The sequence below is a fragment of the Pseudomonas sp. BMS12 genome (assembly GCF_001592875.1).
Taxonomy (GTDB): Bacteria; Pseudomonadota; Gammaproteobacteria; order Pseudomonadales; family Pseudomonadaceae; genus Aquipseudomonas.
Window position 1 is genome coordinate 157,157 of sequence record NZ_LSOF01000005.1, and the last position, 24,165, is coordinate 181,321.

At 61.6% G+C, this 24,165-nt stretch carries 18 protein-coding genes; 8 read left to right on the forward strand and 10 right to left on the reverse strand.

The window, feature by feature from the left end:
• Positions 1-14: 14 nt before the first annotated feature.
• The 4 genes from AYB31_RS04175 to AYB31_RS04190 all read right to left on the reverse strand — a co-directional run bounded on the left by AYB31_RS04175 (position 15) and on the right by AYB31_RS04190 (position 4,344).
• The gene (locus AYB31_RS04175) at positions 15-2,258 is read right to left on the reverse strand and encodes an Orn/Lys/Arg decarboxylase N-terminal domain-containing protein (protein ID WP_068826095.1); all 2,244 of its coding nucleotides are present in this window, start codon (positions 2,256-2,258) and stop codon (positions 15-17) included.
• A gap of 130 nt (positions 2,259-2,388) precedes the next feature.
• Positions 2,389-3,123 carry a DNA polymerase III subunit epsilon gene (gene dnaQ / locus AYB31_RS04180; protein ID WP_068826097.1) on the reverse strand — a complete coding sequence of 245 codons (735 nt, stop codon included), beginning with the start codon at positions 3,121-3,123 and terminating at the stop codon, positions 2,389-2,391.
• Complete coding sequence (rnhA, locus tag AYB31_RS04185; RefSeq protein ID WP_068826099.1) at positions 3,116-3,571, reverse strand: ribonuclease HI; 456 nt, start codon at positions 3,569-3,571, stop codon at positions 3,116-3,118. Before rnhA ends, dnaQ begins: the two co-directional genes overlap by 8 nt.
• Entirely contained in the window at positions 3,568-4,344 is a 777-nt protein-coding gene (locus tag AYB31_RS04190; RefSeq protein WP_068826101.1) for a class I SAM-dependent methyltransferase, read from the reverse strand. The genes rnhA and AYB31_RS04190 overlap by 4 nt, the downstream gene beginning before the upstream one ends.
• A 73-nt stretch (positions 4,345-4,417) precedes the next feature.
• Between AYB31_RS04190 and gloB the strand changes: the two genes are divergently transcribed.
• A complete protein-coding gene (gene gloB, locus AYB31_RS04195; protein ID WP_068826802.1) occupies positions 4,418-5,200 on the forward strand; it encodes a hydroxyacylglutathione hydrolase in 783 nt (260 codons plus the stop codon).
• A 91-nt stretch (positions 5,201-5,291) separates the two neighbouring features.
• Entirely contained in the window at positions 5,292-6,869 is a 1,578-nt protein-coding gene (locus tag AYB31_RS04200) for a LysM peptidoglycan-binding domain-containing protein (RefSeq protein ID WP_068826103.1), read from the forward strand.
• A 109-nt stretch (positions 6,870-6,978) separates the two neighbouring features.
• Here AYB31_RS04200 and AYB31_RS04205 read toward each other — a convergent pair whose 3' ends face one another.
• Positions 6,979-8,421 carry an HDOD domain-containing protein gene (locus tag AYB31_RS04205; protein ID WP_068826806.1) on the reverse strand — a complete coding sequence of 481 codons (1,443 nt, stop codon included), beginning with the start codon at positions 8,419-8,421 and terminating at the stop codon, positions 6,979-6,981.
• Positions 8,422-8,585: 164 nt separating this feature from the next.
• Here AYB31_RS04205 and AYB31_RS04210 point away from each other — a divergent pair, with 164 nt between their 5' ends.
• The 6 genes from AYB31_RS04210 to fabI are packed head-to-tail and all read left to right on the forward strand — an operon-like array spanning position 8,586 to position 17,072.
• On the forward strand, positions 8,586-10,415 hold the full coding sequence (locus AYB31_RS04210; protein ID WP_068826804.1) for an extracellular solute-binding protein: 1,830 nt from the start codon (positions 8,586-8,588) through the stop codon (positions 10,413-10,415).
• Positions 10,412-12,535, forward strand: coding sequence for an extracellular solute-binding protein (locus tag AYB31_RS21020; protein ID WP_082805192.1), 2,124 nt, complete (start codon positions 10,412-10,414; stop codon positions 12,533-12,535). The genes AYB31_RS04210 and AYB31_RS21020 overlap by 4 nt, the downstream gene beginning before the upstream one ends.
• Positions 12,535-13,620: a microcin C ABC transporter permease YejB gene (locus AYB31_RS04225; protein WP_068826105.1), complete on the forward strand. Its 1,086-nt coding sequence runs from the start codon at positions 12,535-12,537 to the stop codon at positions 13,618-13,620. Before AYB31_RS21020 ends, AYB31_RS04225 begins: the two co-directional genes overlap by 1 nt.
• Before the next feature lie 2 nt (positions 13,621-13,622).
• Positions 13,623-14,642, forward strand: coding sequence for an ABC transporter permease (locus AYB31_RS04230; protein WP_068826808.1), 1,020 nt, complete (start codon positions 13,623-13,625; stop codon positions 14,640-14,642).
• Position 14,643: 1 nt separating this feature from the next.
• On the forward strand, positions 14,644-16,257 hold the full coding sequence (locus tag AYB31_RS04235) for an ABC transporter ATP-binding protein (RefSeq protein ID WP_068826107.1): 1,614 nt from the start codon (positions 14,644-14,646) through the stop codon (positions 16,255-16,257).
• 20 nt (positions 16,258-16,277) lie between these two features.
• A complete protein-coding gene (gene fabI / locus AYB31_RS04240) occupies positions 16,278-17,072 on the forward strand; it encodes an enoyl-ACP reductase FabI (protein ID WP_068826109.1) in 795 nt (264 codons plus the stop codon).
• Between the two features lie 62 nt (positions 17,073-17,134).
• Here the strand turns inward: fabI and AYB31_RS04245 are convergent, their stop codons facing one another.
• The 5 genes from AYB31_RS04245 to clpP form a co-directional block, all read right to left on the reverse strand.
• Entirely contained in the window at positions 17,135-18,988 is a 1,854-nt protein-coding gene (locus AYB31_RS04245) for a SurA N-terminal domain-containing protein (RefSeq protein ID WP_068826111.1), read from the reverse strand.
• Between the two features lie 177 nt (positions 18,989-19,165).
• Positions 19,166-19,438 (reverse strand): nucleoid-associated protein HU-beta, encoded by a 273-nt coding sequence (hupB, locus tag AYB31_RS04250; protein ID WP_003087931.1) that lies wholly within the window; start codon positions 19,436-19,438, stop codon positions 19,166-19,168.
• Between the two features lie 135 nt (positions 19,439-19,573).
• Positions 19,574-21,970, reverse strand: a complete 2,397-nt coding sequence (lon, locus tag AYB31_RS04255) for an endopeptidase La (protein WP_068826113.1) — start codon at positions 21,968-21,970, stop codon at positions 19,574-19,576.
• 135 nt (positions 21,971-22,105) lie between these two features.
• Complete coding sequence (gene clpX, locus AYB31_RS04260) at positions 22,106-23,386, reverse strand: ATP-dependent Clp protease ATP-binding subunit ClpX (RefSeq protein WP_068826115.1); 1,281 nt, start codon at positions 23,384-23,386, stop codon at positions 22,106-22,108.
• A 107-nt stretch (positions 23,387-23,493) separates the two neighbouring features.
• A complete protein-coding gene (gene clpP / locus AYB31_RS04265; RefSeq protein WP_068826117.1) occupies positions 23,494-24,135 on the reverse strand; it encodes an ATP-dependent Clp endopeptidase proteolytic subunit ClpP in 642 nt (213 codons plus the stop codon).
• Between the last annotated feature and the right edge of the window lie 30 nt (positions 24,136-24,165).

Genomic DNA, 24,165 nt, shown 5'->3' on the forward strand with positions numbered 1-24,165 from the left:
CCCGAGGCGGGTGCCTACTGCCGGATGCAGTCCAGGGTGTAGCGGTCACCCTCGCGCTGCAGCCCGTGTACGTCGGCATCAAACCCCGGGAACTGGCTGTCGAACGCGCGTGCGAACTGCAGGTAGTCGATGATCGAGCGGGTCTCGGGCGTGAAGCGCTCACCTGGCATGATCAGCGGGATACCCGGCGGATAAGGCACCAGCATCACCGCAGCGATACGCCCTTCCAGCTGCTCGATGGGCACCGCCTCGACCTCGCCACGCACCAGCTGGTTGTAGGCATCGGCCGGCTTGATCGCCACCTGCGGTAGCACCGTGTACATGCGTTTGAGCGCCTTGGCCGTGGCATTCTCTCGGTAGCAGCCGTGCAGCTGGTCGCACAGGTCACGCAGGCCCATGCCCGCATAGCGCTGCGCATGTTCGCGAGCAATGCTCGGCAGCGCGTCGAGCAACGGCACATTGGCGTCGTACAAGCGCTTGAACTCCAGCAGCTCGGTAAGCAACGTGCTCCACTTGCCCTTGGTGATACCCATGGAGAACAGCACCAGGAAGGAATAAAGGCCGGTCTTCTCCACCACCAGGCCACGCTCCCAGAGGAACTTGCTGACCACCGCCGCGGGAATGCCCGCCTCGGTCAGCTTGCCGTCGGCGGACAGCCCCGGCATCACCAGGGTGACCTTGATCGGGTCGAGCAGCACGTAGTCTTCGGCCACCTCGCCAAAGCCGTGCCACTCGGCATTCGGCTGCAGCAGCCAGTCGGCGGTACGCGCCGGCTCACCCACATCCGGCTGCGGCGGCTGCCAGATGCTGAACCACCAGTCGTCCGGCGCCAGGTTCTGCCGCAGGTTGGCCAGGGCGCGACGGAAACTCAGCGCCTCGTCGAAGGTTTCCTGGATCAGCGAGCGTCCGGCCGGGCCTTCCATCATCGCCGAAGCCACGTCCAGCGAGGCGATGATGCCGTACTGCGGCGAGGTGGAGATGTGCATCATGAAGGCTTCGTTGAAGCGGTCGCGATCCAGCTGGCGCGCGCCGCCATCCTGCACGTGGATCATCGAGGCCTGACTGAAGGCCGCCAGCAGCTTGTGCGTGGAGTGGGTGGAGAACACCAGTGGCGACTGCTCGTCGCATCGAGTTCCCATGCCGTAGCGACCGGCATAGAACTCGTGGAAGGCGGCGTAGGCGTACCAGGCCTCGTCGAAGTGCAGCACCTCTACCGAGTCGCCCAGGGCCTGCTTGACCATCTCGGCGTTGTAGCAGAGGCCGTCGTAGGTGGAATTGGTCACCACCGCCAGCTTGACCTTGGGCGCGCGGCCCTTGGCCAGCGGGCTGGCATCGATCTTGGCCTGGATCGATTCCTTGCTGAACTCGGAGAGCGGAATCGGCCCGATGATGCCCAGCTCGTTGCGCTCCGGGCACAGGTACAGCGGGATGGCGCCGGTCATGATGATCGAGTGCAGGATCGACTTGTGGCAGTTGCGATCCACCAGCACCAAGTCGTCGCGACCGACCATGGAATGCCAGACGATCTTGTTCGCGGTCGAGGTGCCGTTGATCACGAAGAAGGTGTGGTCGGCGCCGAAGTTGCGCGCCGCACGGGCCTCGGCCTCGGCCAGCGGACCGGTATGGTCGAGCAGCGAGCCCAGCTCGGGCACCGACACCGAGAGGTCGGAGCGCAAGGTGTTCTCGCCGAAGAATTGGTGGAAGGCCTGCCCCACCGGGCTCTTGCGATAGGCCACGCCACCGCCGTGGCCCGGCGTATGCCAGGAATAGTTGGACTGCGCGGTGTGCTGCACCAGCGCCTTGAAGAACGGTGGCAGCAGACCATCCAGGTAGTTGTGTGCGGCGCGCGCCACCTGCCGGGCGAGGAAGGACACGGTGTCTTCGTACAGATAAAGAATGCCGCGCAGATGGTTGAGGTCGGCCATGGCCTCGGCCGGTGCGTTCTCGATGGTGACCTGTTCACCCAGAGCAAAGATCGGCAACTGCGGCGCACGCATCCGCGCCACGCGAATCAACTCGACCATGTCCTGCAGCAAGCGCTGGTTCTCGCCGGCCCCCTCGGCGGCGACCAGGATGCAGGCCAGACCGTGGTGGGTGGAGGCAACGATGCGCCCCTCGACCGAGTTGGCGGTGGACAGGATGGTGAAGCCATCCTTGCCGAGTTCCTCGGCGATGGAGCGCACGCGTTCGCCGGCAACGGTATCGGCCTTGATGTCGCGGTGAACGATAAGAATGGGGAAGTTCAGGTCTTTATACATTGTGGGGTCCTGAGAGTAGGCGCTCTGCGACGCCTGATCCTCTCAGGTTAGAAGTTCGCCTCGAACGGCGGAACCCCCCACAGCGGCAAGCTATAAGAAAAGGTCGCATTGGCCATACGACCCGCTCTGGTCAGGACTCCTGCGGCGCCTCCATCTGCGCCCACAGCGACGGGCCGCCAGCAGACTTCTCGATCACCGCCAGGCGTGCGGCATGGGCCGCCAACTCGGCTTCGCTGGCGCGGATCACCCGGGTCAGGGCGCGGTTGGCGTCCAGCCGACGGATCGGGCTGGGAACGGCACGGCCGCTGCCGTCGCCACCCTCGCCGGCCAGCGACAGGTGAGTCTGGCCGCCGGTCATGGTCAGGTAGACGTCGGCAAGGATCTCGGCGTCGAGCAAGGCGCCGTGCAGATCACGCCCGGAGTTGTCGACACCATAGCGCTTGCACAGGGCGTCGAGGTTATTGCGCTGCCCCGGGTGACGCTCGCGAGCCATCAGCAGGGTATCGAGGATCGAACAGTGTTCGGCGACATCGCTACGTTCGCTCTGCCCCAGCAACGCGAATTCGTTGTTGATGAAGCCAACGTCGAACGCCGCGTTGTGGATGATCAGCTGCGCACCGGTGATGAACTCGAAGAACTCGTCGGCCACATCCTTGAAACGCGGCTTGTCGGCAACGAACTCGTTGGTGATGCCGTGAACGGCGATGGCACCCTCGTCGATCTCGCGATCGGGATTGAGGTAGACATGGAAGTGCCGCCCGGTCAGGCGCCGGCCTTCCAGCTCGACGCAGCCGATCTCGATGATGCGGTGTCCATCGGTGACCGGCATGCCGGTGGTTTCGGTATCGAGTACGACACTACGCATGCTTCATTGCCCTCACTTCGTCGACGCCACGGTTGGCCAGCTGATCGGCCTTCTCGTTGCCCGGGTGGCCGGTATGCCCGCGCACCCAGCGCCACTCGACCTGGTGGCGATTGACCTGCTCGTCCAGCGCCTGCCACAGGTCGGCGTTCTTCACCGGTTCCTTGCTGGCCGTCTTCCAGCCGCGCTTCTTCCAGTTCGGCATCCACTCCTGGATGCCCTTCATCACGTACTGCGAGTCGGTCACCAGACGCACCGAACAGGGCCGGGTCAGGGCGATCAGCGCACAGATCGCCGCCATCAGCTCCATGCGGTTGTTGGTGGTGTTGGGCTCGCCACCCCACAACTCCTTCTCGGCGCCTTTGAATACCAGCAAAGCCCCCCAGCCGCCGGGGCCAGGATTACCCTTGCAGGCACCATCGGTGTAAATCTCGACTATTTCTTCGCTCATTCGCTTCTTTCTTGCCAATTCTTCGAGTCGCGCCGGCTGACCTTGGCCACCGGCAGCGGCAGTAACTTGCCCATGCTGGCACGCTGCACCGGTCGCAGTGGCCGCAGACCGACCACCAGCTTGCGTGCCACCAGCAGGTAGAAGCCACCACCTGGCGCCTTGAGGCGGTCGCCCCAGCGCTCCAGGCCGGCCAGGCGTGCCTGCCAGGTCGGCGCGGAAAGCGGCGGACGATAGCACCCGAAGCGGCGTTTCTCCAGCGCGAAGCCCAGCAGGTTGAGCCAGTCGGTCAGACGACTGGAGGAGATACAGCGGGCCTGCCGCAGACCATCGCGAGCGAAATAATGGCGCAGCCCCCAGGTGCTCCAGGGATTGATCCCGGTGATCAGCAGGTAACCGCCGGGGCGCACGCTACGCGCCGCCTCGCGCAGCAGGCCGTGGGGCGACAGGCTGAAGTCCAGCCCGTGCTGCAGCACCACCACATCGGCCGCGTGCTCGCCCAGCGGCCAGGCCTGTTCCTCGCAGGCGATCTGCACCCCGGCCAACGGCGCGCCGAGACGCACGTTGCAGCGAATCTGCGGCGCCTTCGGTGGCTCGGCCAGGGCCGGGCCGTAGTGCACCAGATAACCGCCGAAGTAGCGGGCCAGCTCCTCGTCCAGCGCCTCGCGCTGTTCGGCCAGCAGCAGCTCGCCCAGCGGCGAAGCCAGCCAGGCGCGCGCATCCTGAGTCAGGCGGAGCCAGTCGGCATCGGCCTGGGCGAAAGGTTGCTCGCTCATCACACCTCCAATCACACAAGAAGGGTCATGCCGCTTAAGATGCGCCAATGATCCCTGCTTGGCGACCCGCAAAATGTTTCAGATCGACGCTCTTCCCGCCTTCAGCGACAACTACCTGTGGTTGCTGCAAGACCCCGCCACCCAGCGCTGTGCCGTGGTCGACCCCGGCGACGCCGCGCCCGTGCTGGCCTGGCTGGCGGCCCACCCTGGCTGGCAGCTCAGCGACATCCTGATCACCCACCATCACCCGGACCACGTCGGCGGTGTGGCCCAGCTCAAGGCCGCGACCGGCGCCAGAGTCTGCGGCCCCGCACGGGAAACGATTCCGGCCCGCGACCTGGCCCTGGACGAAGGTGACCGGGTCAATGTGCTCGGCCTCGACTTCCTTATATATGCAGTGCCCGGCCATACCCTGGGACACATTGCCTACCATCAGGCCGAGCATGCCTGGCTGTTCTGCGGCGATACCCTGTTCGCCGCCGGCTGCGGCCGACTGTTCGAAGGCACGCCGGCGCAGATGCACGATTCGCTGAGCCGCCTGGCAGCCCTGCCGGACGCTACCCTGGTCTACTGCACCCACGAATACACCCTGAGCAACCTGCACTTCGCCCGCGCAGTCGAGCCTGCAAATCCGGCGGTTGCCGCACGCTTTACCGAAGTCAGCGCCTGGCGTGCTGCCGGGCGCATCAGCCTGCCGTCGACGATTGCCCTGGAGAAGGCCAGCAACCCTTTCCTGCGCTGCCAGGAAACATCCGTTAAAGAAATAGTCGACGAACGGGAAGGAACCCTTCAACGCCAGCCAGTGGAGGTATTTGCCGCACTGAGACGCTGGAAGGATGTCTTCAAGATCGCCTGATCCGGCCCCTCGGACTGGTGAAAACTTGACCACCCCCTGGTGCATTCCTAGAATCCCGGAACTTTTTTGCGCCGGCAGTAACTAGCGACCAATGTTTTTATTACCTTTTGGAACCCTTGATTCAACGGCATTGGCACGAGCGACAAGGGCTCTGGCGGTGATGATGTGCATGGTAGTCGCGGGCTGCCAGAGCATGGGCGGCGCTGATGAGGATGGTAACGACACCGATCGTGCCGTGAGTCTGCAGCAGGAGCCCGAGTGGCTTGATGCGTCTACCCAGCAAGCACCCGCCGACATCTGGGAACGCATGCGCGAGGGTTTCGCGCTGCAAGACGAGATAGGCGTCAACCCGCGCATCGAGAACCAGCGCCTGTGGTTCGTCGGCAATCCCAGGTTCCTCGAACGTGCCAGCCAGCGTGGCAGCCGCTACATCCACTACGTGGTCGAGCGCCTGGACGAGCGCAACATGCCGATGGAACTGGCGCTGTTGCCGATGATCGAGAGCGCCTACAACCCCTATGCCTACTCGCGCAGCCATGCCGTGGGTATCTGGCAGTTCATTCCGTCCACCGGCCGCTACTTCAATCTGCGCCAAACCAACTGGTACGACGGGCGCCGCGACATCACCGCCTCCACCAACGCCGCCCTGAACTACCTGAGCCGCCTGCACGATATGTTCAACGGCGACTGGCTGCTGGCACTGGCCGCCTACAACGCCGGCGAAGGCACGGTGAGCCGGGCCATGGAGCGCAATCAGAAGCTCGGCCTGCCCACCGACTACTGGAATCTGCCGCTGCCCAAGGAAACCCAGGACTACGTGCCCAAGCTGCTGGCACTGTCGCAGATCGTGCTGGCCCCCGAGGCCTACGGCATCAGCCTCAACCCCATCGCCAACGAACCCTATTTCGAACAGGTGCCCAGCAAGCCGGGGCTCGACCTGGCCAGAGTCGCGGCCATGGTCGACATGGAAGAAGACGAGCTGGAAAGCCTCAACCCCGCCTTCAAGAAAGGCATCACCATGGATGGCCCGCTGCACCTGCTGGTGCCGACCGACAAGGCCGAGCTGTTCAATGCCAACCTGGCCATGATGAAACCGCAGGAACTGGTGAACTGGCAGGAATACCGGGTGCGTTCCGGCGACAACCTGCACAGCATCGCCAACCGCCATCATCTGACGGTCAGCACCCTCAAGGACATCAACAAGCTCACCAGCAATCACCTGCGTGTTGGCCAGATACTGAACATTCCTGGCCAAGGCAGCGCAGCAGAGCCTGGTACCGCCCTGCACCAGCAAGTGGCCAAGGCCACCACCGGCAAGCCGCAGCGCTATCGGGTGAAGAGCGGCGACACACTCTGGCAGATCGCCAATGCCCATCAGGTGCAGCTCAAGGACCTGCAGCGCTGGAACAAGCTGGATGGCCGCAGCAAGTTGCGCCTGGGGCAAATACTGGAAATCCATGGTGGCGCCGGCGGCACCGGTAACTCGGTAGCGGCAGCCAAGAGCGCCCCGCGACAGAACATCACCTATTACCGGGTCAAGCAGGGCGACTCGCTGTACCTGATCGCCCAGCGTTTCAAGGTCGATGTCAAACGCCTGCAGAGCTGGAACCCGCGCAGTGACAGCCGTCTACTCAAGCCCGGCCAGACCCTCACGCTGTACCTCGACTGATGCCAAGCAGAAAGGCCGCCCTAGGGCGGCCTTTCCAATACTTACGCTCTATCGCCAGGGCAGCTACCGCCGCACCCCTAGCCCTATGCAGCGACTTGCCAAGGACTGATCAGCGCTTGCTCAGTGCCTCCAGGCAACGCCCGGTCAACTGGGTGAAACGCTGGAAGGCCACGAACTGCTCATGCTTGAGCGCCCGCCCGGACACGCGACTGTCGGCGTAGAGCACACCAATTTCACGCGTACCCGCCAACAGCGGCGCGATGAAGAACATGCCCTGCCCCAGCATCTGGCGCATCGGCAAGGTCACCAGCTCGGCCAGGTTGTAGCTGGCCGGCACGCCCATCCACAAGGCCTCGCGGTTACGCAGTGCGTAGCTGAAGATATGCGGCTGCTCGGCCTGCTGCGCCGGCAACTGGAAGTCCGCCAGCCAGTGCTCGGTACCCTCGCCCACCACCCGCTTGGCGCGGAAGCGACTCTGCCCGTCGGCCAGCACGGCCAGCATCACCCGCTCCAGTCCGGCGCCCTGGTGCAGACCCTTGAGCAGGGTATCGAGAATCAGCCCGACGTCGCCCTTCTGACTAACCATCATGCCCAGGTCCTGCAACGCCTGTTGCAACACCAGCAAATCTGGCTGCAACAGGCGAACCTTGCGCTCCTGCTGCTGCAGCTTGATTTGCTCCGGGTCGGTATTGGGAATCAGCTTGCACAGCTGACTGGCACCGAAGGTGGCCGCCACCTCGACAGCCTCTTGCGCACTTTCCAGCACCTGCGTGAGCGCATCCTCGGCGCTGACCCCGGTGAACTCCGCCAATTGCGCCACCAGCTTCTCCATCTCTGGCGAATCCCAGCCCTCCAAAGCCGCCTCGCTGATTTTCACGCCTAGATTGATAGCGCGCACAGCAGGGTCGTGCTGGTTGCCACTGCCATGCGCGAAGGTCGCCAGCTCACCCAGATTCCAGCTTTTCACCAAACCAAGAGTGAGCTGGCGGAAGCTAAGGCCCAGAACCTGGCGAGTCGCCTCCTCCACATCCACACCAGGCTGCTCCAGAGCGTCGGCCAGCTCATCGGCCTGGTCGCCTCCGCAAGCCCAGAAGGCCAGTTCGCCCACGGTATGCAGCAAGGCGGCGATGAACACCTCTTCCTGATTCTTGGTCAGGACATAGCCGGCAATGTTGCGTGCCTGTACCGCCGCGTGAAATGAACGCGCCAGTAGCATCTGCAGCTGTTCGCGCGGCACCTTGGTCAACAGGCTGTCGATCAGGCTGACCGACGTACCGATCAGGCGAACATTGTCGAAACCGATCAGCACGATGGCCCGTGAAATGGTGCGAATGCTTTCCTGGGAAGGGTTGTAATAGACGCTGTTGCCGACACGCAGCACCTTGGAAGTCAGCGAGGCATCACGCAACAGCACATCCGCCAGCTGCTGTACCGAGGCATGGTCAGCCTGCGACAGGCGATGCAGGTCGTGCACCACGGCAGCCAGGGCAGGCAATTCGGCCTGATTCAAACGATCTATCCATGCCTGTAAACCGATACTGCGTTCCACCAGAACAAACACCTCTTTCAATTTGTTTCAGTGTAATCAAAATGCCAGCAACTGCTCTGGCAAGCACTCTTTTTCCTGCGGATACAAGCTGTTACTGTACCGGCAAACCAACGCACGGTAGGCCAGGTCTACCGTCAGAAAGCCCCATGGACTGGACCCTGCACCCGATGCGTCCTCTGCTCTCGCTGATTCTCGGCCTGGCCATGAGCTTTCCCGCTTTCGCGGCCGTTGTCGAAAGCCATGGCTACGCACAGTTCGGGACACTCAAGTACCCGGCCAGCTTCACCCATTTCGACTGGGTCAACCCCGATGCGCCCAAGGGCGGCACCCTGCGGGTCATGGCCTATGGCACCTTCGACACCCTCAACCCCTACAGTTTCAAGGGCAGCAGCCCGTCTGCCGCGCCCAATTTCCTGCAATACGGGGTCAGCGAGTTCAATGAGCCGCTGATGGTCGGCACCGGCGCTTACGACCCATCCGGCGACGAGCCTGCCTCCAGCTATGGACTGATTGCCAAGAGCGTGGAGTACAGCGAGGACCGCAGCTGGGTGGTGTTCAACCTGCGCGAGGAAGCGCGCTTCCACGACGGTCAGCCGATTACCGCCTTCGATGTCGCCTTTTCCTATCGCACCCTGGTCAAGGACGGTCACCCGCAATATCGCACCTCCCTGCAGGAAGTGAAGCGGGTCGACATCCTCAACCGCCATCGCATCCGCTTCGTGCTCAAGCGGGCCAACAATCCGCTGCTGATTCTGCGTCTGGGCGAGCTGCCGGTGCTGCCCCAGCATTACTGGAAGAACCGCGACTTCAAGGCCACCAGTTTCGAGGTGCCGCTGGGCAGCGGCCCTTATCGCATCAGCAAGGTAGAACCCGGCCGCAGCCTGGTATTCGAGCGGGTCAAGAACTGGTGGGGCGAGAAACTGCCGGTCAATCGCGGCAAGTACAACTTCGACCGGGTCGAGGTGGAGTTCTATCGCGACAGCAGTGTCGCCTTCGAGGCCTTCAAGGCTGGCGAGTTCGACTTCTATATCGAGCACCAGGCGAAGAACTGGGCCAATGCCTACCGTTTTCCCGCCATCGCCCGTGGCGAGGTGATCCGTGCCGAGATTCCCCACCAGATTCCCACCCAGACCCAGGCGTTGTTCATGAACACCCGCCGGGCGACCTTTGCCGACCGCAAGGTGCGCGAGGCACTGGGGCTGATGTTCGATTTCGAGTGGACCAATCGGGCCCTGTTCAACAGCGCCTACAAACGCAGTAACAGCTACTACCCCAACAGCGAGTTCGCCGCCACCGACAAGCCCGAGGGCGCCGAATGGCTGCTGCTTTCACCCTACCGCAAGCAGCTGCCGGCAAAACTGTTCAGCGAACCGTTCACCCTGCCCTACACCGATGGCCGCGGCATTCCCCGGGAAACCCTGCGTAAAGCCCTGGGCCTGCTGGCAGAGGCCGGCTGGAAACCCTCCGGACAACATCTGGTCAACGCCAAGGGCGAACGGTTCCGCTTCGAGATACTGCTGGTCAATCCCAACCTGGAACGCATCCTCCAGCCCTACACCGAGAACCTCGCCAGCATCGGCATCGAGGCCGAACTGCGCACCGTCGACCGCGCCCAGTACAAACAGCGCCTGGACCACTTCGATTACGACATGGTCCTCATGACCCTGGCGCAGAGCCTCAGCCCCGGCCTGGAGCAGTGGCTGTACTTCCACTCCAGCCAGGCCGATGTGAAAGGCGGCAAGAACTACGCCGGCGTGCGTCACCCGGTCGTCGACGCCATGCTCGACAAACTGCTGGCCGCGCAGACCCGCGAGCAGCAGATCGCCGCGACCCGCGCGCTGGACCGCATCCTGCTCTGGCAGCACTACAGCATTCCCAACTGGTACATCAACCACCATCGTCTGGCGTACCGCAATCGGTTCGCCTTCGTCACCACCCCGCCCTACACCCTGGGTTTGCGGGCCTGGTGGCTGAAGCCCACGGAGATCGCTCGATGACCCCTGCCCTGCGCACCCTTGGCGCCGCCCTGCTGCTACTGGCCGGCACCGCACAGGCCGAACCACGCCACGCGCTGACCCTCTACGGAGAGCCGCCCAAGTACCCCGCCAACTTCCAGCACTTCGACTACGTCAACCCGGACGCCCCCAAGGGTGGCGTGCTACGCCAGCAGGAAGTCGGCGGCTTCGACAGCTTCAACCCCTTCATCGCCAAGGGTAATCCGGCCAGCGTCGGCCTGATCTATGACAGCCTGACTTACCACTCGCCGGACGAACCCTTCACCGAGTACGGCCTGCTTGCCGAGAAGATCGACCAGGCGCCAGACAACAGCTACGTGCGCTTCATCCTCAATCCCAAGGCCCGTTTCCACGACGGCACGCCGGTCACCGCCGAGGATGTGATCTTCACCTTCAATACCCTGGTCGAGAAAGGCCACCCTATGTATCGCCACTACTACGCCGATGTGGCCCAGGTAGTGGCCGAAGACAAACTGCGCGTGCGCTTCGACTTCAAACACAAGGAAAACCGCGAGCTGCCCCTGATCCTCGGCCAGCTTCAGGTGCTGCCCAAGCACTGGTGGACCGAACTGGACGAAAGCCAGGCAGACACTGCCACTTCCCTCGGCGAGCTGGCCGAGATCAGCGTGAATGAGACCCAGCCCGAGCGTGTGTTGATTCACAGCAAGGACGCCGAGCAGCCGCTATCGCAAGACCTGATCAGGCTGAACTACCAGCGCCTGGCGGCCAGTGACGCCAACCTGCCCGGTACTGAGCACCTGCAGGCCAGCGACGACAACCTGCAACTGACCTTCCCCGCCGCCGTGCAACCAGAGCAACTGGAGGCTCTGACGAACCTGCGCCTGCTGCCAACCAAGCACGACTTCTCCAGCGGCGACCTCGACGTGCCGCTGGGCAGCGGCCCCTACCGTATCGGCAAGGTTTCCCCAGGCAGCTCCGTGCACTTCGAGCGGGTCAAGGACTGGTGGGCCAAAGACCTGCCCGTGAGCCGCGGCCTGTATAACTTCGACAGTATCCGCGTCGACTCCTACCGTGACAGCCAGGTGGCTCTGGAGGCCTTCAAGGCCGGCCAGTTCGATATCAATCTGGAGTACTCGGCCAAGGACTGGAACACCGGCTACGACTCGCCCGCCCTGCGCGCCGGCAAGTTCGTCCAGGTAGCCATCCCCAACCACAACCCCGCCGGCATGCAGGGCTATGTGTTCAACCTGCGCCGACCGGTCTTCCAGGACCGCCGTGTACGCGAGGCAATCACCCTGCTGTTCGACTTTGAGTGGGCCAACAAGCAGCTGTTCTATGGCGCCTACATACGCACCAACAGCTACTTCGCCAACTCCGAGCTGGCCGCCAGCGGCTTGCCGGACGAGGCCGAGCTGAAACTGCTGGAACCCCTGCGAGACAAACTGCCACCGGAAGTCTTCAGCCAGGAGTTCAAACTGCCGGTGAGTGACGGCAGCGGCATCATTCGCGAGCAGAACCGTCGCGCCTACCAACTCCTGACCGAGGCCGGATACCGCATCGACAATGACAAGATGACCGGCCCGGGCGGCAAGCCGCTGGTCTTCGAATTCCTCAACTACCAGCCCAATCTCGAACGTGTGATCCTGCCGTTCAAACGCAACCTGGCGAGCCTGGGGATCGACTTGCAGATTCGCCGTGTCGACGCCTCCCAGTACATCAACCGTCTGCGCTCGCGAGACTACGACATGACCTCGGCGATCTGGCCGCAGTCCAGCTCGCCAGGTAACGAGCAACGTGAGTTCTGGCACTCCAGCAGTGCCGACAACCCCGGCAGCCGCAATTACATCGGCCTGCGCGACCCGGCCATCGATGCCCTGGTGGAAGGCCTGATCCGCGCCGACTCGCGGCAATCGCTGATCACCCATGCCCGCGCCCTGGATCGCGCCCTGCTCTGGGGCCACTATGTGGTGCCCAACTACTACGTGGATACTTGGCGCGTGGCCTACTGGAAGCGCTTCGGCCGCCCCGAAACGACCCCGCTGTATGACTACGGCCTGATGACCTGGTGGGAAGAAACACCGTACGACGCCCCGCAAACGGCCCCTGAAACACCCACAGCCCCCGGGCAGGACGCCAACTGATGCTGGCTTATATCGTCCGCCGCCTGCTGCTGATCATTCCCACGCTGTTGGGCATCCTGCTGATCAACTTCATCATCGTCCAGGCAGCCCCCGGCGGCCCGGTGGAGCAGATGATCGCCAAACTGGAGGGCTTCGACGCCGCCTCTGGCGGTGCTACCGCTCGAGTCTCCGGCGGTGGCGGCGAAGTGGCCGTGGCCGGGTCCAGTTATCGTGGATCCCAGGGCCTGGACCCCAAGCTGGTGGAAGAAATCGAGAAGATGTACGGCTTCGACAAGTCCGCTCCCGAGCGCTTCTGGCTGATGATCAGCAGCTATGCGCAACTGGACTTCGGCAAGAGCTTCTTCCGTGACGCCAGTGTCATCGACCTGATTCTGGAGAAGATGCCGGTCTCCATTTCCCTCGGGCTGTGGAGCACCTTGATCACCTACCTGGTCTCCATCCCGATGGGCATCGCCAAGGCCACCCGCCACGGCAGTGCCTTCGACGTCTGGACCAGCTCGGCGATCATCGTCGGCTACGCCATCCCCGCCTTCCTCTTCGCCATCCTGCTGATCGTGCTATTTGCCGGCGGCAGCTATTGGGACTGGTTCCCCTTGCGCGGGCTCACCTCCAGCAACTTCGACGACCTCAGCCTGGGCGGCAAGATTGCCGACTACTTCTGGCACCTGGCCTTGCCGGTGACGGCCCTGGTGATCGGCAACTTCGCCACCCTCACCTTGCTGACCAAGAACAGCTTCCTCGACGAAATCGGCAAGCAATACGTTGTGACCGCCCGCGCCAAGGGCCTTACCGACCGCCGCGTGCTCTACGGCCACGTATTCCGTAATGCCATGCTGATCGTGGTCGCCGGCTTTCCTAGCGCCTTCCTCGGCATCTTCTTCGCCGGCTCCATGCTCATCGAGGTGATCTTCTCCCTAGACGGCCTCGGCCTGCTGGGCTTCGAATCCATCGTCAACCGCGACTACCCGGTGGTGTTCGGCACCCTGTTCATCTTTTCCCTGTTCGGCCTGGTGGCCAAGCTGCTGAGCGATCTGATGTACACCCTGATCGACCCACGCATCGACTTCGAAACCCGGGAGAACTGATGATGCAGCTCTCTCCTATCAATCAACGCCGCCTCGCCCTGTTCAAAGCGCACAAACGCGGCTGGTGGTCGCTGTGGTTGTTCCTCGGCCTGTTCGTGCTGAGCCTGGGTGCCGAACTGATCGCCAACGACAAGCCGTTGGCGGTGCGCTACGACGGCGACTGGTACTTTCCGGTGGTCAAACGCTATGCGGAAACCACCTTCGGTGGTGAGTTCCCCCTGCAGGCCAACTACAAGAGCCCCTATATCCAGGAGCTGATTGCCAAAAAGGATGGCTGGATACTCTGGCCACCGATTCCGTTCAGCTACTCCAGCATCAATTACGAACTGCAGGTACCGGCTCCCGCCCCACCCTCGGCACAGAACTGGCTAGGCACCGACGACCAGGGGCGCGACGTGCTGGCACGCGTCATCTATGGCTTCCGTGTTTCGGTACTGTTCGCCCTGGCACTGACCATTCTCAGTTCACTGATCGGCGTTCTGGCTGGCGCCCTGCAGGGCTTCTACGGTGGCTGGGTCGACCTGGCCGGCCAACGCTTCCTGGAGGTCTGGTCGGGGCTGCCAGTGCTTTACCTGCTGATCATCCTGGCCAGTTTCGTCCAGCCCAACTTCTGGTGGCTGCTGGGCATCATGCTGCTGTTTTCCTGGATGAGCCTGGTCGATGTAGTGCGCGCCGAGTTCCTCCGTGGCCGCAACCTGGAATACGTACGTGCTGCCCGCGCGCTGGGCATGGGCAATCGCGGCATCATGTTCCACCACATCCTGCCCAACGCCATGGTCTCGACCATGACCTTCATGCCCTTCATCCTCACCGGCGCCATTGGCACCCTGACCTCACTGGACTTCCTCGGCTTCGGCCTGCCGGCAGGCGAGCCCTCGCTGGGTGAACTGGTGGCCCAGGGCAAGGCCAACCTGCAGGCACCCTGGCTGGGCATCAGCGCCTTCGCCGTGCTGGCCCTGATGCTCAGCCTGTTGGTGTTCATCGGCGAGGCCGCCCGCGATGCCTTCGACCCGAGGAAATAAGATGACCGACCCGAACAACCTCATCGAAGTACGCGACCTGGCCGTCGAGTTCGTCATCGGCAATCGGGCCCAACGAGTGATCGAAGGCGTCAACTTCGAAATCCGCAAGGGCGAGACCCTGGCGCTGGTTGGCGAAAGTGGCTCCGGCAAATCGGTCACCGCCCATTCCATCCTGCGCCTGCTGCCCTATCCGCTGGCCCGCCATCCGGCCGGCAGCATCCACTATGACGGCCAGGACCTGCTGCAGCTGTCACCGGAAAAACTGCGCGCCATCCGCGGTAACCGCATCGCCATGGTGTTCCAGGAGCCCATGACCTCGCTCAATCCGCTACACAGCATTGGCAAGCAGATCGGCGAGATTCTGGCCTGGCACAAGGGCCTTACCGGTAAAGCCGCCACCGCGCGGATCATCGAGTTACTGGAGCTGGTCGGCATTCCCGAACCGCAAAAGCGGCTGAAGGCCTACCCCCACGAACTGTCTGGCGGCCAGCGCCAGCGGGTGATGATCGCCATGGCCCTGGCCAATGAGCCGGAGCTGCTGATCGCCGACGAGCCGACCACGGCGCTGGACGTTACCGTACAGCTGAAGATCCTCGATCTGCTCAAGGATCTGCAGGCACGCCTGGGCATGGCCATGCTGCTGATTACCCACGATCTCAACCTGGTGCGACGAATCGCCCACCGCGTATGTGTCATGCAGCGCGGTTGCATCGTCGAACAGGCGTCGTGTGACGAATTGTTCCGCGCTCCGCAGCATCCCTATACCCGGGAACTGCTCGGCGCCGAGCCCAGCGGCGAGCCTGCGGCCAACCCCGCCGGCCCGCCGCTATTGGAAGTGGACGACCTGCGCGTGTGGTTCCCGATCAAGAAAGGGTTGCTGCGGCGCACGGTCGACCATGTCAAGGCAGTGGACGGTATCGACTTCAGCCTGCCCCAGGGCCAGACCCTGGGCATAGTCGGCGAAAGCGGCTCCGGTAAATCCACCCTCGGCATGGCGATCCTGCGGCTGCTCAGCAGCCAAGGAGCTATTCGCTTCCAGGGCCAGACGCTGGACGGGTTGTCGCAGCAGGCCGTGAGGCCCCTGCGCCGGCAGATGCAGGTGGTCTTCCAGGACCCCTTCGGCAGTCTCAGCCCACGCATGTGCGTGAGCCAGATTGTCGGCGAAGGTCTGCGTATCCATGGCATGGGCAGTGCTGAGGAGCAGGAACAGGCGGTCATCGACGCGCTCAAGGAGGTAGGACTGGATCCGGAAACCCGGCATCGCTACCCCCACGAGTTTTCTGGCGGGCAACGGCAGCGGATTGCCATTGCCCGGGCACTGGTGCTGAAGCCGGCGCTGATCCTGCTCGACGAGCCCACTTCGGCGCTCGACCGCACGGTACAGCGCCAAGTGGTGGAACTCCTGCGCTCGTTGCAGGCCAAGTACAACCTGACGTACCTGTTCATCAGCCATGATCTGGCGGTGGTCAGGGCTCTGAGCCACCAGCTGATGGTGGTCAAACAGGGCAAGGTGGTTGAGCAGGGGCCGGCCGAGGCGGTATTCGCCGCGCCACAGCACCCCTATACCCGGCAGTTGCTGGAAGCCGCATTCATGGCCCCGGCAACCGTTGATTAACTAGAAGAGGAACAACGCACATGGGTTTTCTCGCCGGTAAGCGCGTACTGATCGTTGGCGTGGCCAGCAAACTGTCGATTGCCTCGGGCATCGCCGCTGCCATGCATCGCGAAGGCGCCGAGCTCGCCTTCACCTACCAGAACGACAAGCTCAAGGGCCGCGTCGAAGAGTTCGCCTCTGGCTGGGGCTCCAATCCCGAACTGTGCTTCCCCTGCGATGTAGCCAATGACGAGGAGATCGCGGCCGTATTCGAAGCGCTGAGCAAGAAGTGGGACGGCCTCGACTGCATTGTCCACTCCGTTGGTTTCGCCCCAGGCGACCAGCTGGACGGTGACTTCACCGAAGTCACCACCCGCGAAGGCTTCAAGATCGCCCACGACATCAGCGCCTACAGCCTGGTCGCCCTGGCCAAGGCCGGCCGCCCGCTGATGCAGGGCCGCAACGGCAGCATTCTCACCCTCTCCTACCTGGGTGCCGAGCGCACCATGCCCAACTACAACGTCATGGGCATGGCCAAGGCCAGCCTCGAGGCTGGCGTGCGCTACCTGGCCGGCAGCCTCGGCCCGGAAGGCACTCGCGTCAACGCCATCTCCGCTGGCCCGATCCGCACCCTGGCCGCCAGTGGCATCAAGAGCTTCCGCAAGATGCTCGCCGCCAACGAGAAACAAACCCCGCTGCGCCGCAACGTGACCATCGAGGAAGTCGGCAACGCCGGCGCCTTCCTCTGTTCCGACCTGGCATCCGGTATCAGTGGCGAGATCATGTACGTGGACGGCGGCTTCAACACCACCGCCATGGGCAACATCGAAGACTGATTCCTTGCCCGGAAATGAAAAAGGCCGCTCTCGCGGCCTTTTTCATGGGTAACGGATAGCGATCAGAAACGCTCGATATCCGCTTTTTCCTTCAGTTGCTCGCGATAGGCAGCAAAGTCCTGCTGGCCGCTGCGCGAGGCGAGGAAGCGACGGTAGCTGACCTTCTCTTCATCGCTCAACTCAGCCTTGGCCTGCCCTACACCTTCCAGGCGCAGAACCACGAAGTCGCCATTGTTCAAACTGACACCGGCATAACTCGGCTGGCCGTCGACCGGTTTGGCCATACGGAACAACGCCTGCAGCACCAGTGGGTCGACACCTTCCCGGCTACGATTGGCAGCTTCGACCTTGACCCAGCCATCCCCCGCGCTTTCGCCTTTCTCCAGGCTGGCCAGCAGAGCCTCGCCTTCGGACTTGGCGGCTTCACGGGACTTTTTCTGTGCCAGCGTCTGACGAATACCGGAGGCAACCTGCTCGAGCGGTAGCAGCTCAGGCTTCCGGTGCTCTTTCACACGCAGAACCAGAGTGGTGTCCGGATCGAGTTCGATAGCATTGCTGTTACCGCCATCTTCCAGAACCTCGGGAGCGTAGGCCGCTTGCACGACCTGGCGATTGGCAGTCACACCCTCGCCACCCTCACGCCCGAAAGGCGCACTGGTCTGCACCTGCAGCCCCAGTTCCTGAGCAGGCTGAGCCAGATCGGAAGCCTCGAAGCTGGCTTCTTCCAGCTCCTTGGCCGCCTCGACAAAGCGCTGCTCGACCCGCTGCGCCTTGACCTCATGCTCCAGCTTGTCTTTCAGGCTGGCAAAGCTCGGCACCTCAGGCGCCTGCACGTCCAACAGCTTGATCAGGTGCCAGCCAAATTCGCTACGCACCGGCGCCGAAACCTCACCCGCCTTCAGGGCATACAGGCTCTGTTCGAAGGCCGGATCATAGACACCCGGACCGGCGAAACCCAGGTCGCCGCCATTACTGGCCGAGCCAGGGTCCTGAGAAACCTCCTTGGCCAGCGCAGCAAAATCCTCGCCCTTGTCCAGGCGTTGCTTGACCTCTTCAAGCTTGGCCTTGGCCTGCTCGTCAGTGAGTTTATCGTTCACTTCCAGCAGGATGTGCGCGGCATGGCGCTGCTCGGCCAGGTTGGCGATTTCTTTCTGGTACAGCGCCTGCAACTCTTCGTCACTGGCCTCAACCTGATCAAAGAAAGCTTCCTTCTTCAGCTCCACATAGTCGATCACGACCTGCTCAGCGCTCATGTACTGATCGGGATGCTCGTCGTAGTAGGCCTTGACCTCGTCATCCTTGACCTCAACAGCCGAAGCATCAGTCTTCAGAGTGCGGCTGGAGAAGTCACGAGTCTGCTTGTCCAGCCGTACAAAGGCATCCACCTCGGCGTCAGTGACAAAGCTGCTGGCAACCAGGGCAGCCTGCAGCTGGCTGACCAGAATGTCCTGCTTCAGACGCTCGCGGAACTGCATACGCGTGAAGCCCTGCTGCTGCAGGATCTGGTCATAACGCGCGGCGTCAAACTTACCCTCTACTTGGAATACCGGCATCTGCAGGATCAGTTGATCGAGAGCCGCATCGGAAATCGCCATGCCGGCGTCCTTGGCGCCCTGCAGCAGCAAGGTACGATCGATCAGACCATCCAGCGCCGAGTTACGCAGCAACTTGTCATCCAGCAACGACGCGTCAAAGTCCTTGCCGAACTGCTGGATCAGCTGACGACGTTGCATGTCGACCGCAGTATTGAGGCTATTCAGGGTAATTTTTTCCCCATTGACCTCAGCAGCATTCCGGCTGTTACTGGTGGATTGGATGATGGCGTCGAAGCCGGTAAGGGCCAACAAGACGACGATCACACCAATGATGGTCTTGGCGATCCAGCCCTGGGAGTTGTCCCTGATATTCTGCAGCATGCTTCCCCCGAAACGCCTGCACTGGGCTAACGGCCGTGCAGCGTGGGTATTGGGATCCGGATAAAAGAAAGGCGCATCCAAGGATGCGCCTTCTCATAACTGATGGAGCGGATGGGACTCGCGCTCCGTATCCAGGCCGACCAGGTCAACCTGGATGGGCAAAGGCCAGAGAGACGCTTAGTTGACAGCGTCTTTCAGGGCTTTACCAGCTTTGAAACCTGGGATCTTGGCAGCAGCGATCTTGATCGGCTTGCCAGTCTGCGGGTTACGGCCGGTACGAGCAGCGCGCTCTTTGACGGCGAAAGTACCGAAGCCAACCAGCACCACCGAGTCACCGGCCTTCAGAGCGCCAGTAACGGATTCGATTACTGCGTCCAGCGCACGGCCAGCGACAGCTTTCGGGATATCAGCGGATGCGGCGATGGCATCAATCAGTTCCGACTTGTTCACTCTTAAGTCCCCTTATTTCCGTTGAGTTGTTTCTTAGTTGTTTGGTGTAAGCAAAGCGGGTGTCGAAAGGCCTGGCGACACATAAGAGCCGTTTTATAACAAGGGCTCGAAAATAGTGTCAAGGAAGCCTTCCGGCTAATGCGTGCTGATTCGCTCCTTGGAATCAGTCTCGCGAGACTCATCCTTTGCAACCATCTCGGGAGCCGCATCAGGCAAGGGCTCCGGGGCGTATTGCAGCGCAATTTGCAGGACCTCGTCAATCCATTTAACCGGCTTAATGGTCAGGTCTTGCTTAATATTTTCCGGAATTTCCTTGAGATCCCGCACATTCTCTTCCGGAATGATCACAGTCTTGATTCCACCGCGATGGGCGGCCAGGAGTTTTTCCTTGAGCCCACCAATTGCCAGTACCTGACCACGCAAAGTGATCTCGCCGGTCATCGCCACATCGGCACGCACCGGAATCTGCGTCAGAGAAGACACCAATGCAGTGCACAGACCGATACCTGCACTTGGACCATCCTTGGGAGTCGCACCTTCCGGCATGTGGATGTGTACATCACGCTTCTCGTGGAAATCCGGAGCGATACCCAGGCTCTTGGCCCGGCTGCGCACCACAGTCAGAGCGGCGGTCATCGACTCGGCCATCACATCGCCGAGCGAGCCCGTCTTGATCAACTGACCTTTCCCCGGAACCACAGCCGTCTCAATGGTCAGCAGCTCGCCACCGACCTGAGTCCAGGCCAGACCGGTGACCTGGCCAATCTGATCCTGCTGTTCCGCCAAACCATGGCGATAGCGATGCACGCCGAGATAATGCTCAAGCGAGTCTGACGTAACCACAGCCTTGAATCGGCGCTCTTTGGCATGTTCCTTGACGGCCTTGCGGCACACCTTGGCGATTTGCCGTTCCAAGCTCCGAACGCCCGCCTCACGGGTGTAGTAACGGATAGTGTCGCGAATGGCCGTCTCTTCGAACTCCAGCTCACCCTTTTTCAGGCCGTTCGCCTGGATCTGCTTGGGCGCCAGGTACTTGACGGCAATATTGACCTTCTCCTCCTCGGTGTAGCCGGGAAGACGAATTACCTCCATGCGGTCCAGCAGAGGGCCCGGAATATTCATGGAGTTGGCAGTACAGATGAACATCACATCGGACAGGTCGTAGTCGACTTCCAGATAGTGATCGTTGAAGTTGTGATTCTGCTCCGGATCAAGCACCTCCAGCAGCGCCGAAGCCGGATCACCACGCATGTCGCTGCCCATTTTGTCGATCTCGTCGAGCAGGAACAGCGGATTGCGCACGCCAACCTTGGTCAGTTTCTGGATCAACCGCCCCGGCATCGAACCGATATAGGTGCGGCGATGGCCGCGGATTTCCGCCTCGTCACGCACACCACCCAGAGCCATGCGCACGAACTTGCGATTGGTGGCTCGAGCGATGGATTCGGCCAGCGAGGTCTTGCCCACACCAGGCGGTCCAACCAGGCAGAGCACAGGGCCCTTGAGCTTCTTCACACGCTTCTGTACGGCGAGATACTCAAGAATGCGTTCCTTCACCTCCTCCAGGCCGAAATGGTCGGCCTCGAGGATATCCTCTGCCCTGGACAGATCCAGGCGCACCTTGCTTTCGGCCTTCCACGGCACATTGGTCAGCCAATCGATGTAAGAACGCACGACAGTGGCCTCGGCAGACATCGGCGACATCTGCTTGAGCTTGTTCAGCTCGGCCGTGGCCTTGGCATGCGCCTCTTTGGTCAGGCCAGCGTTTTCGATGCGCTTCTTCAGCTCATCGACTTCGTTATGCCCCTCATCGATGTCGCCCAGCTCCTTCTGAATGGCCTTCATCTGCTCATTCAGATAGTACTCACGCTGACTGCGCTCCATCTGTTTCTTGACGCGACCACGGATACGCTTCTCGACCTGCAGCAAATCGATCTCGGCATCCAGCAACGCCAGCACGTGCTCAACCCGCTCAGCCAGGCTGGTGATCTCAAGAATTTCCTGCTTCTGCTCGATCTTCAGCACCATATGCGCCGCCATGGTGTCGACCAGGCGCGCCGGCTCATCAATGCTATTCAGCGAAGAAAGCACTTCCGCAGGCACCTTCTTGCCCAGCTGCACGTACTGCTCGAACTGGCTGAGCAAGCTGCGAGTGAACACTTCGGACTCGCGCTCGGCCGCATCCTGCTCATCGACCAGCTGCACTTCGGCGCGATAATGCCCGTCCACCTCAATGAACCTTTCAACGGCACCGCGCTGCTCACCTTCGACCAGCACCTTGACCGTACCGTCCGGCAGCTTGAGCAGCTGCAGTACAGTGGCAACCGTGCCCATGCGGTAGAGCGCATCCTCACCCGGATCATCATCAGCCGGATTACGTTGGGCCAGCAGAAGAATCTGCTTGTCACCGGTCATCGCCGCCTCAAGGGCCTCGATGGACTTCTCACGACCGACAAACAGCGGGATGACCATGTGCGGATAGACCACGACATCACGCAGCGGCAAGAGAGGCAATTCGATGGTTGTCTTCATGATTTCAGCTCTACGGCGGCCATTCGGCCGTAAACGGACGGGATACCCTTGAACCTAAGATGGGGCCAGCCCTAGGAAAAAACAAGCGAGAAAGACGCAAAAGCAAAGGGCCCCGCAGGGCCCTTTGTTACATCATCATGCGTCAGGCGCGGCCTTTGCAGGCGGCTCACTGTTCTCATAGATGAGCAATGGCTGGGAATTGCCCTCGATGACGCTTTCGTCGATCACCACCTTGCTGACCTCGGACTGCGAGGGAATCTCATACATGGTGTCAAGGAGTACGCCCTCGAGGATCGAACGCAGGCCACGTGCGCCAGTCTTGCGCTCCAGAGCCTTGTGCGCGACAGCTTTCAGCGCATCGGCACGGAACTCAAGATCGACACCTTCCATCTCGAACAGCTTGGCGTACTGCTTGGTCAAGGCGTTCTTCGGCTCGGTCAGAATCTGCATCAATGCTGCTTCATCCAACTCGTCGAGAGTAGCGATGACTGGCAGACGACCGACGAACTCGGGAATCAGACCAAACTTGACCAGATCATCAGGCTCGACTTCGCGCAGCGCCTCGCCAACCTTCTTGCCCAGGTCCTGGCTGCGCACTTCGGCATTAAAGCCGATGCCGCCTTTGGTGGAACGCGACTGGATAACCTTCTCCAGACCAGCGAATGCACCACCGCAGATGAACAGGATGTTGCGAGTGTCGACTTGCAAGAATTCCTGCTGTGGATGCTTGCGGCCACCCTGCGGCGGAACCGAAGCCACGGTACCTTCGATCAGCTTGAGCAGTGCCTGTTGCACCCCCTCACCCGAAACGTCACGAGTGATGGATGGGTTGTCCGACTTGCGCGAAATCTTGTCGATTTCATCGATGTAGACAATGCCCATCTGGGCTTTTTCTACGTCGTAGTCGCACTTCTGCAACAGTTTCTGAATGATATTCTCGACGTCCTCGCCCACATAACCGGCTTCGGTCAGGGTAGTGGCATCGGCGATGGTAAAGGGAACGTTGAGCAAGCGCGCCAATGTCTCGGCCAGCAGCGTCTTGCCCGAACCGGTAGGTCCGATCAGCAGGATGTTGCTTTTGCCCAGCTCGACGTCATCTTTCTTCTCGCGCTGATTCAGGCGCTTGTAGTGGTTGTACACAGCAACGGAGAGCACCTTCTTGGCACGCTCCTGACCGATCACATACTGATCCAGGATGCCGCTGATTTCCTTGGGGGCAGGCAACTTGTGAGCGCTGCTCTCGGCCTGGGCTTCCTGCACCTCCTCACGGATGATGTCGTTGCACAGGTCGACGCACTCGTCGCAGATAAAGACCGAGGGCCCGGCGATCAGCTTGCGTACTTCGTGTTGGCTTTTGCCACAGAAGGAGCAATAGAGCAGCTTGCCGTTATCCTCGCCATTGCGGGTGTCAGTCATTCGATCGATCCAATACGGTAGGCATGAAACACAAGATGAAGGCAATTGCAGGCATTTTCAAGCCTGCGGGACAGCCGGGCACGCCCGGCCGTCATGCGAGGGCGCGATCAGACAGCCAGCTGACGCCGCGTCAGAACCTGATCGATGAGGCCATATTTGACCGCATCATCGCCACTCATGAAGTTGTCGCGGTCCGTATCCTTGGCAATCACATCGATCGGCTGCTTGCAGTGGTCAGCCAGAATTTTGTTCAGGCGCTCACGAATGGTGAGGATCTCGCGAGCGTGGATCTCGATATCCGAGGCCTGACCCTGGAAGCCGCCCAGCGGTTGGTGAATCATCATGCGCGAGTGCGGCAGACAGTAACGCTTGCCTGCGGCGCCGCCAGCCAGGAGCAACGCCCCCATGCTGCAGGCCTGACCGATGCAGATGGTCGACACATCGGGCTTGATGAACTGCATGGTGTCGTAGATCGACATGCCGGCAGTCACCGAGCCACCCGGGGAATTGATGTAAAGGTGGATATCCTTGTCCGGATTCTCCGCCTCAAGGAACAGCAGCTGGGCCACCACCAGGTTGGCCATGTAGTCCTCGACCTGGCCGACCAGGAAGATCACCCGCTCCTTCAACAGGCGCGAGTAAATGTCGTAGGCGCGCTCGCCACGGGCGGACTGCTCGATCACCATTGGCACGAGGCCGCCGGCGGCTTGGATGTCAGGCATGGAGTTCATGAAAGAATTGTGCGACATGTCTAGCGATCTCTCCCTAATAGTCATGTC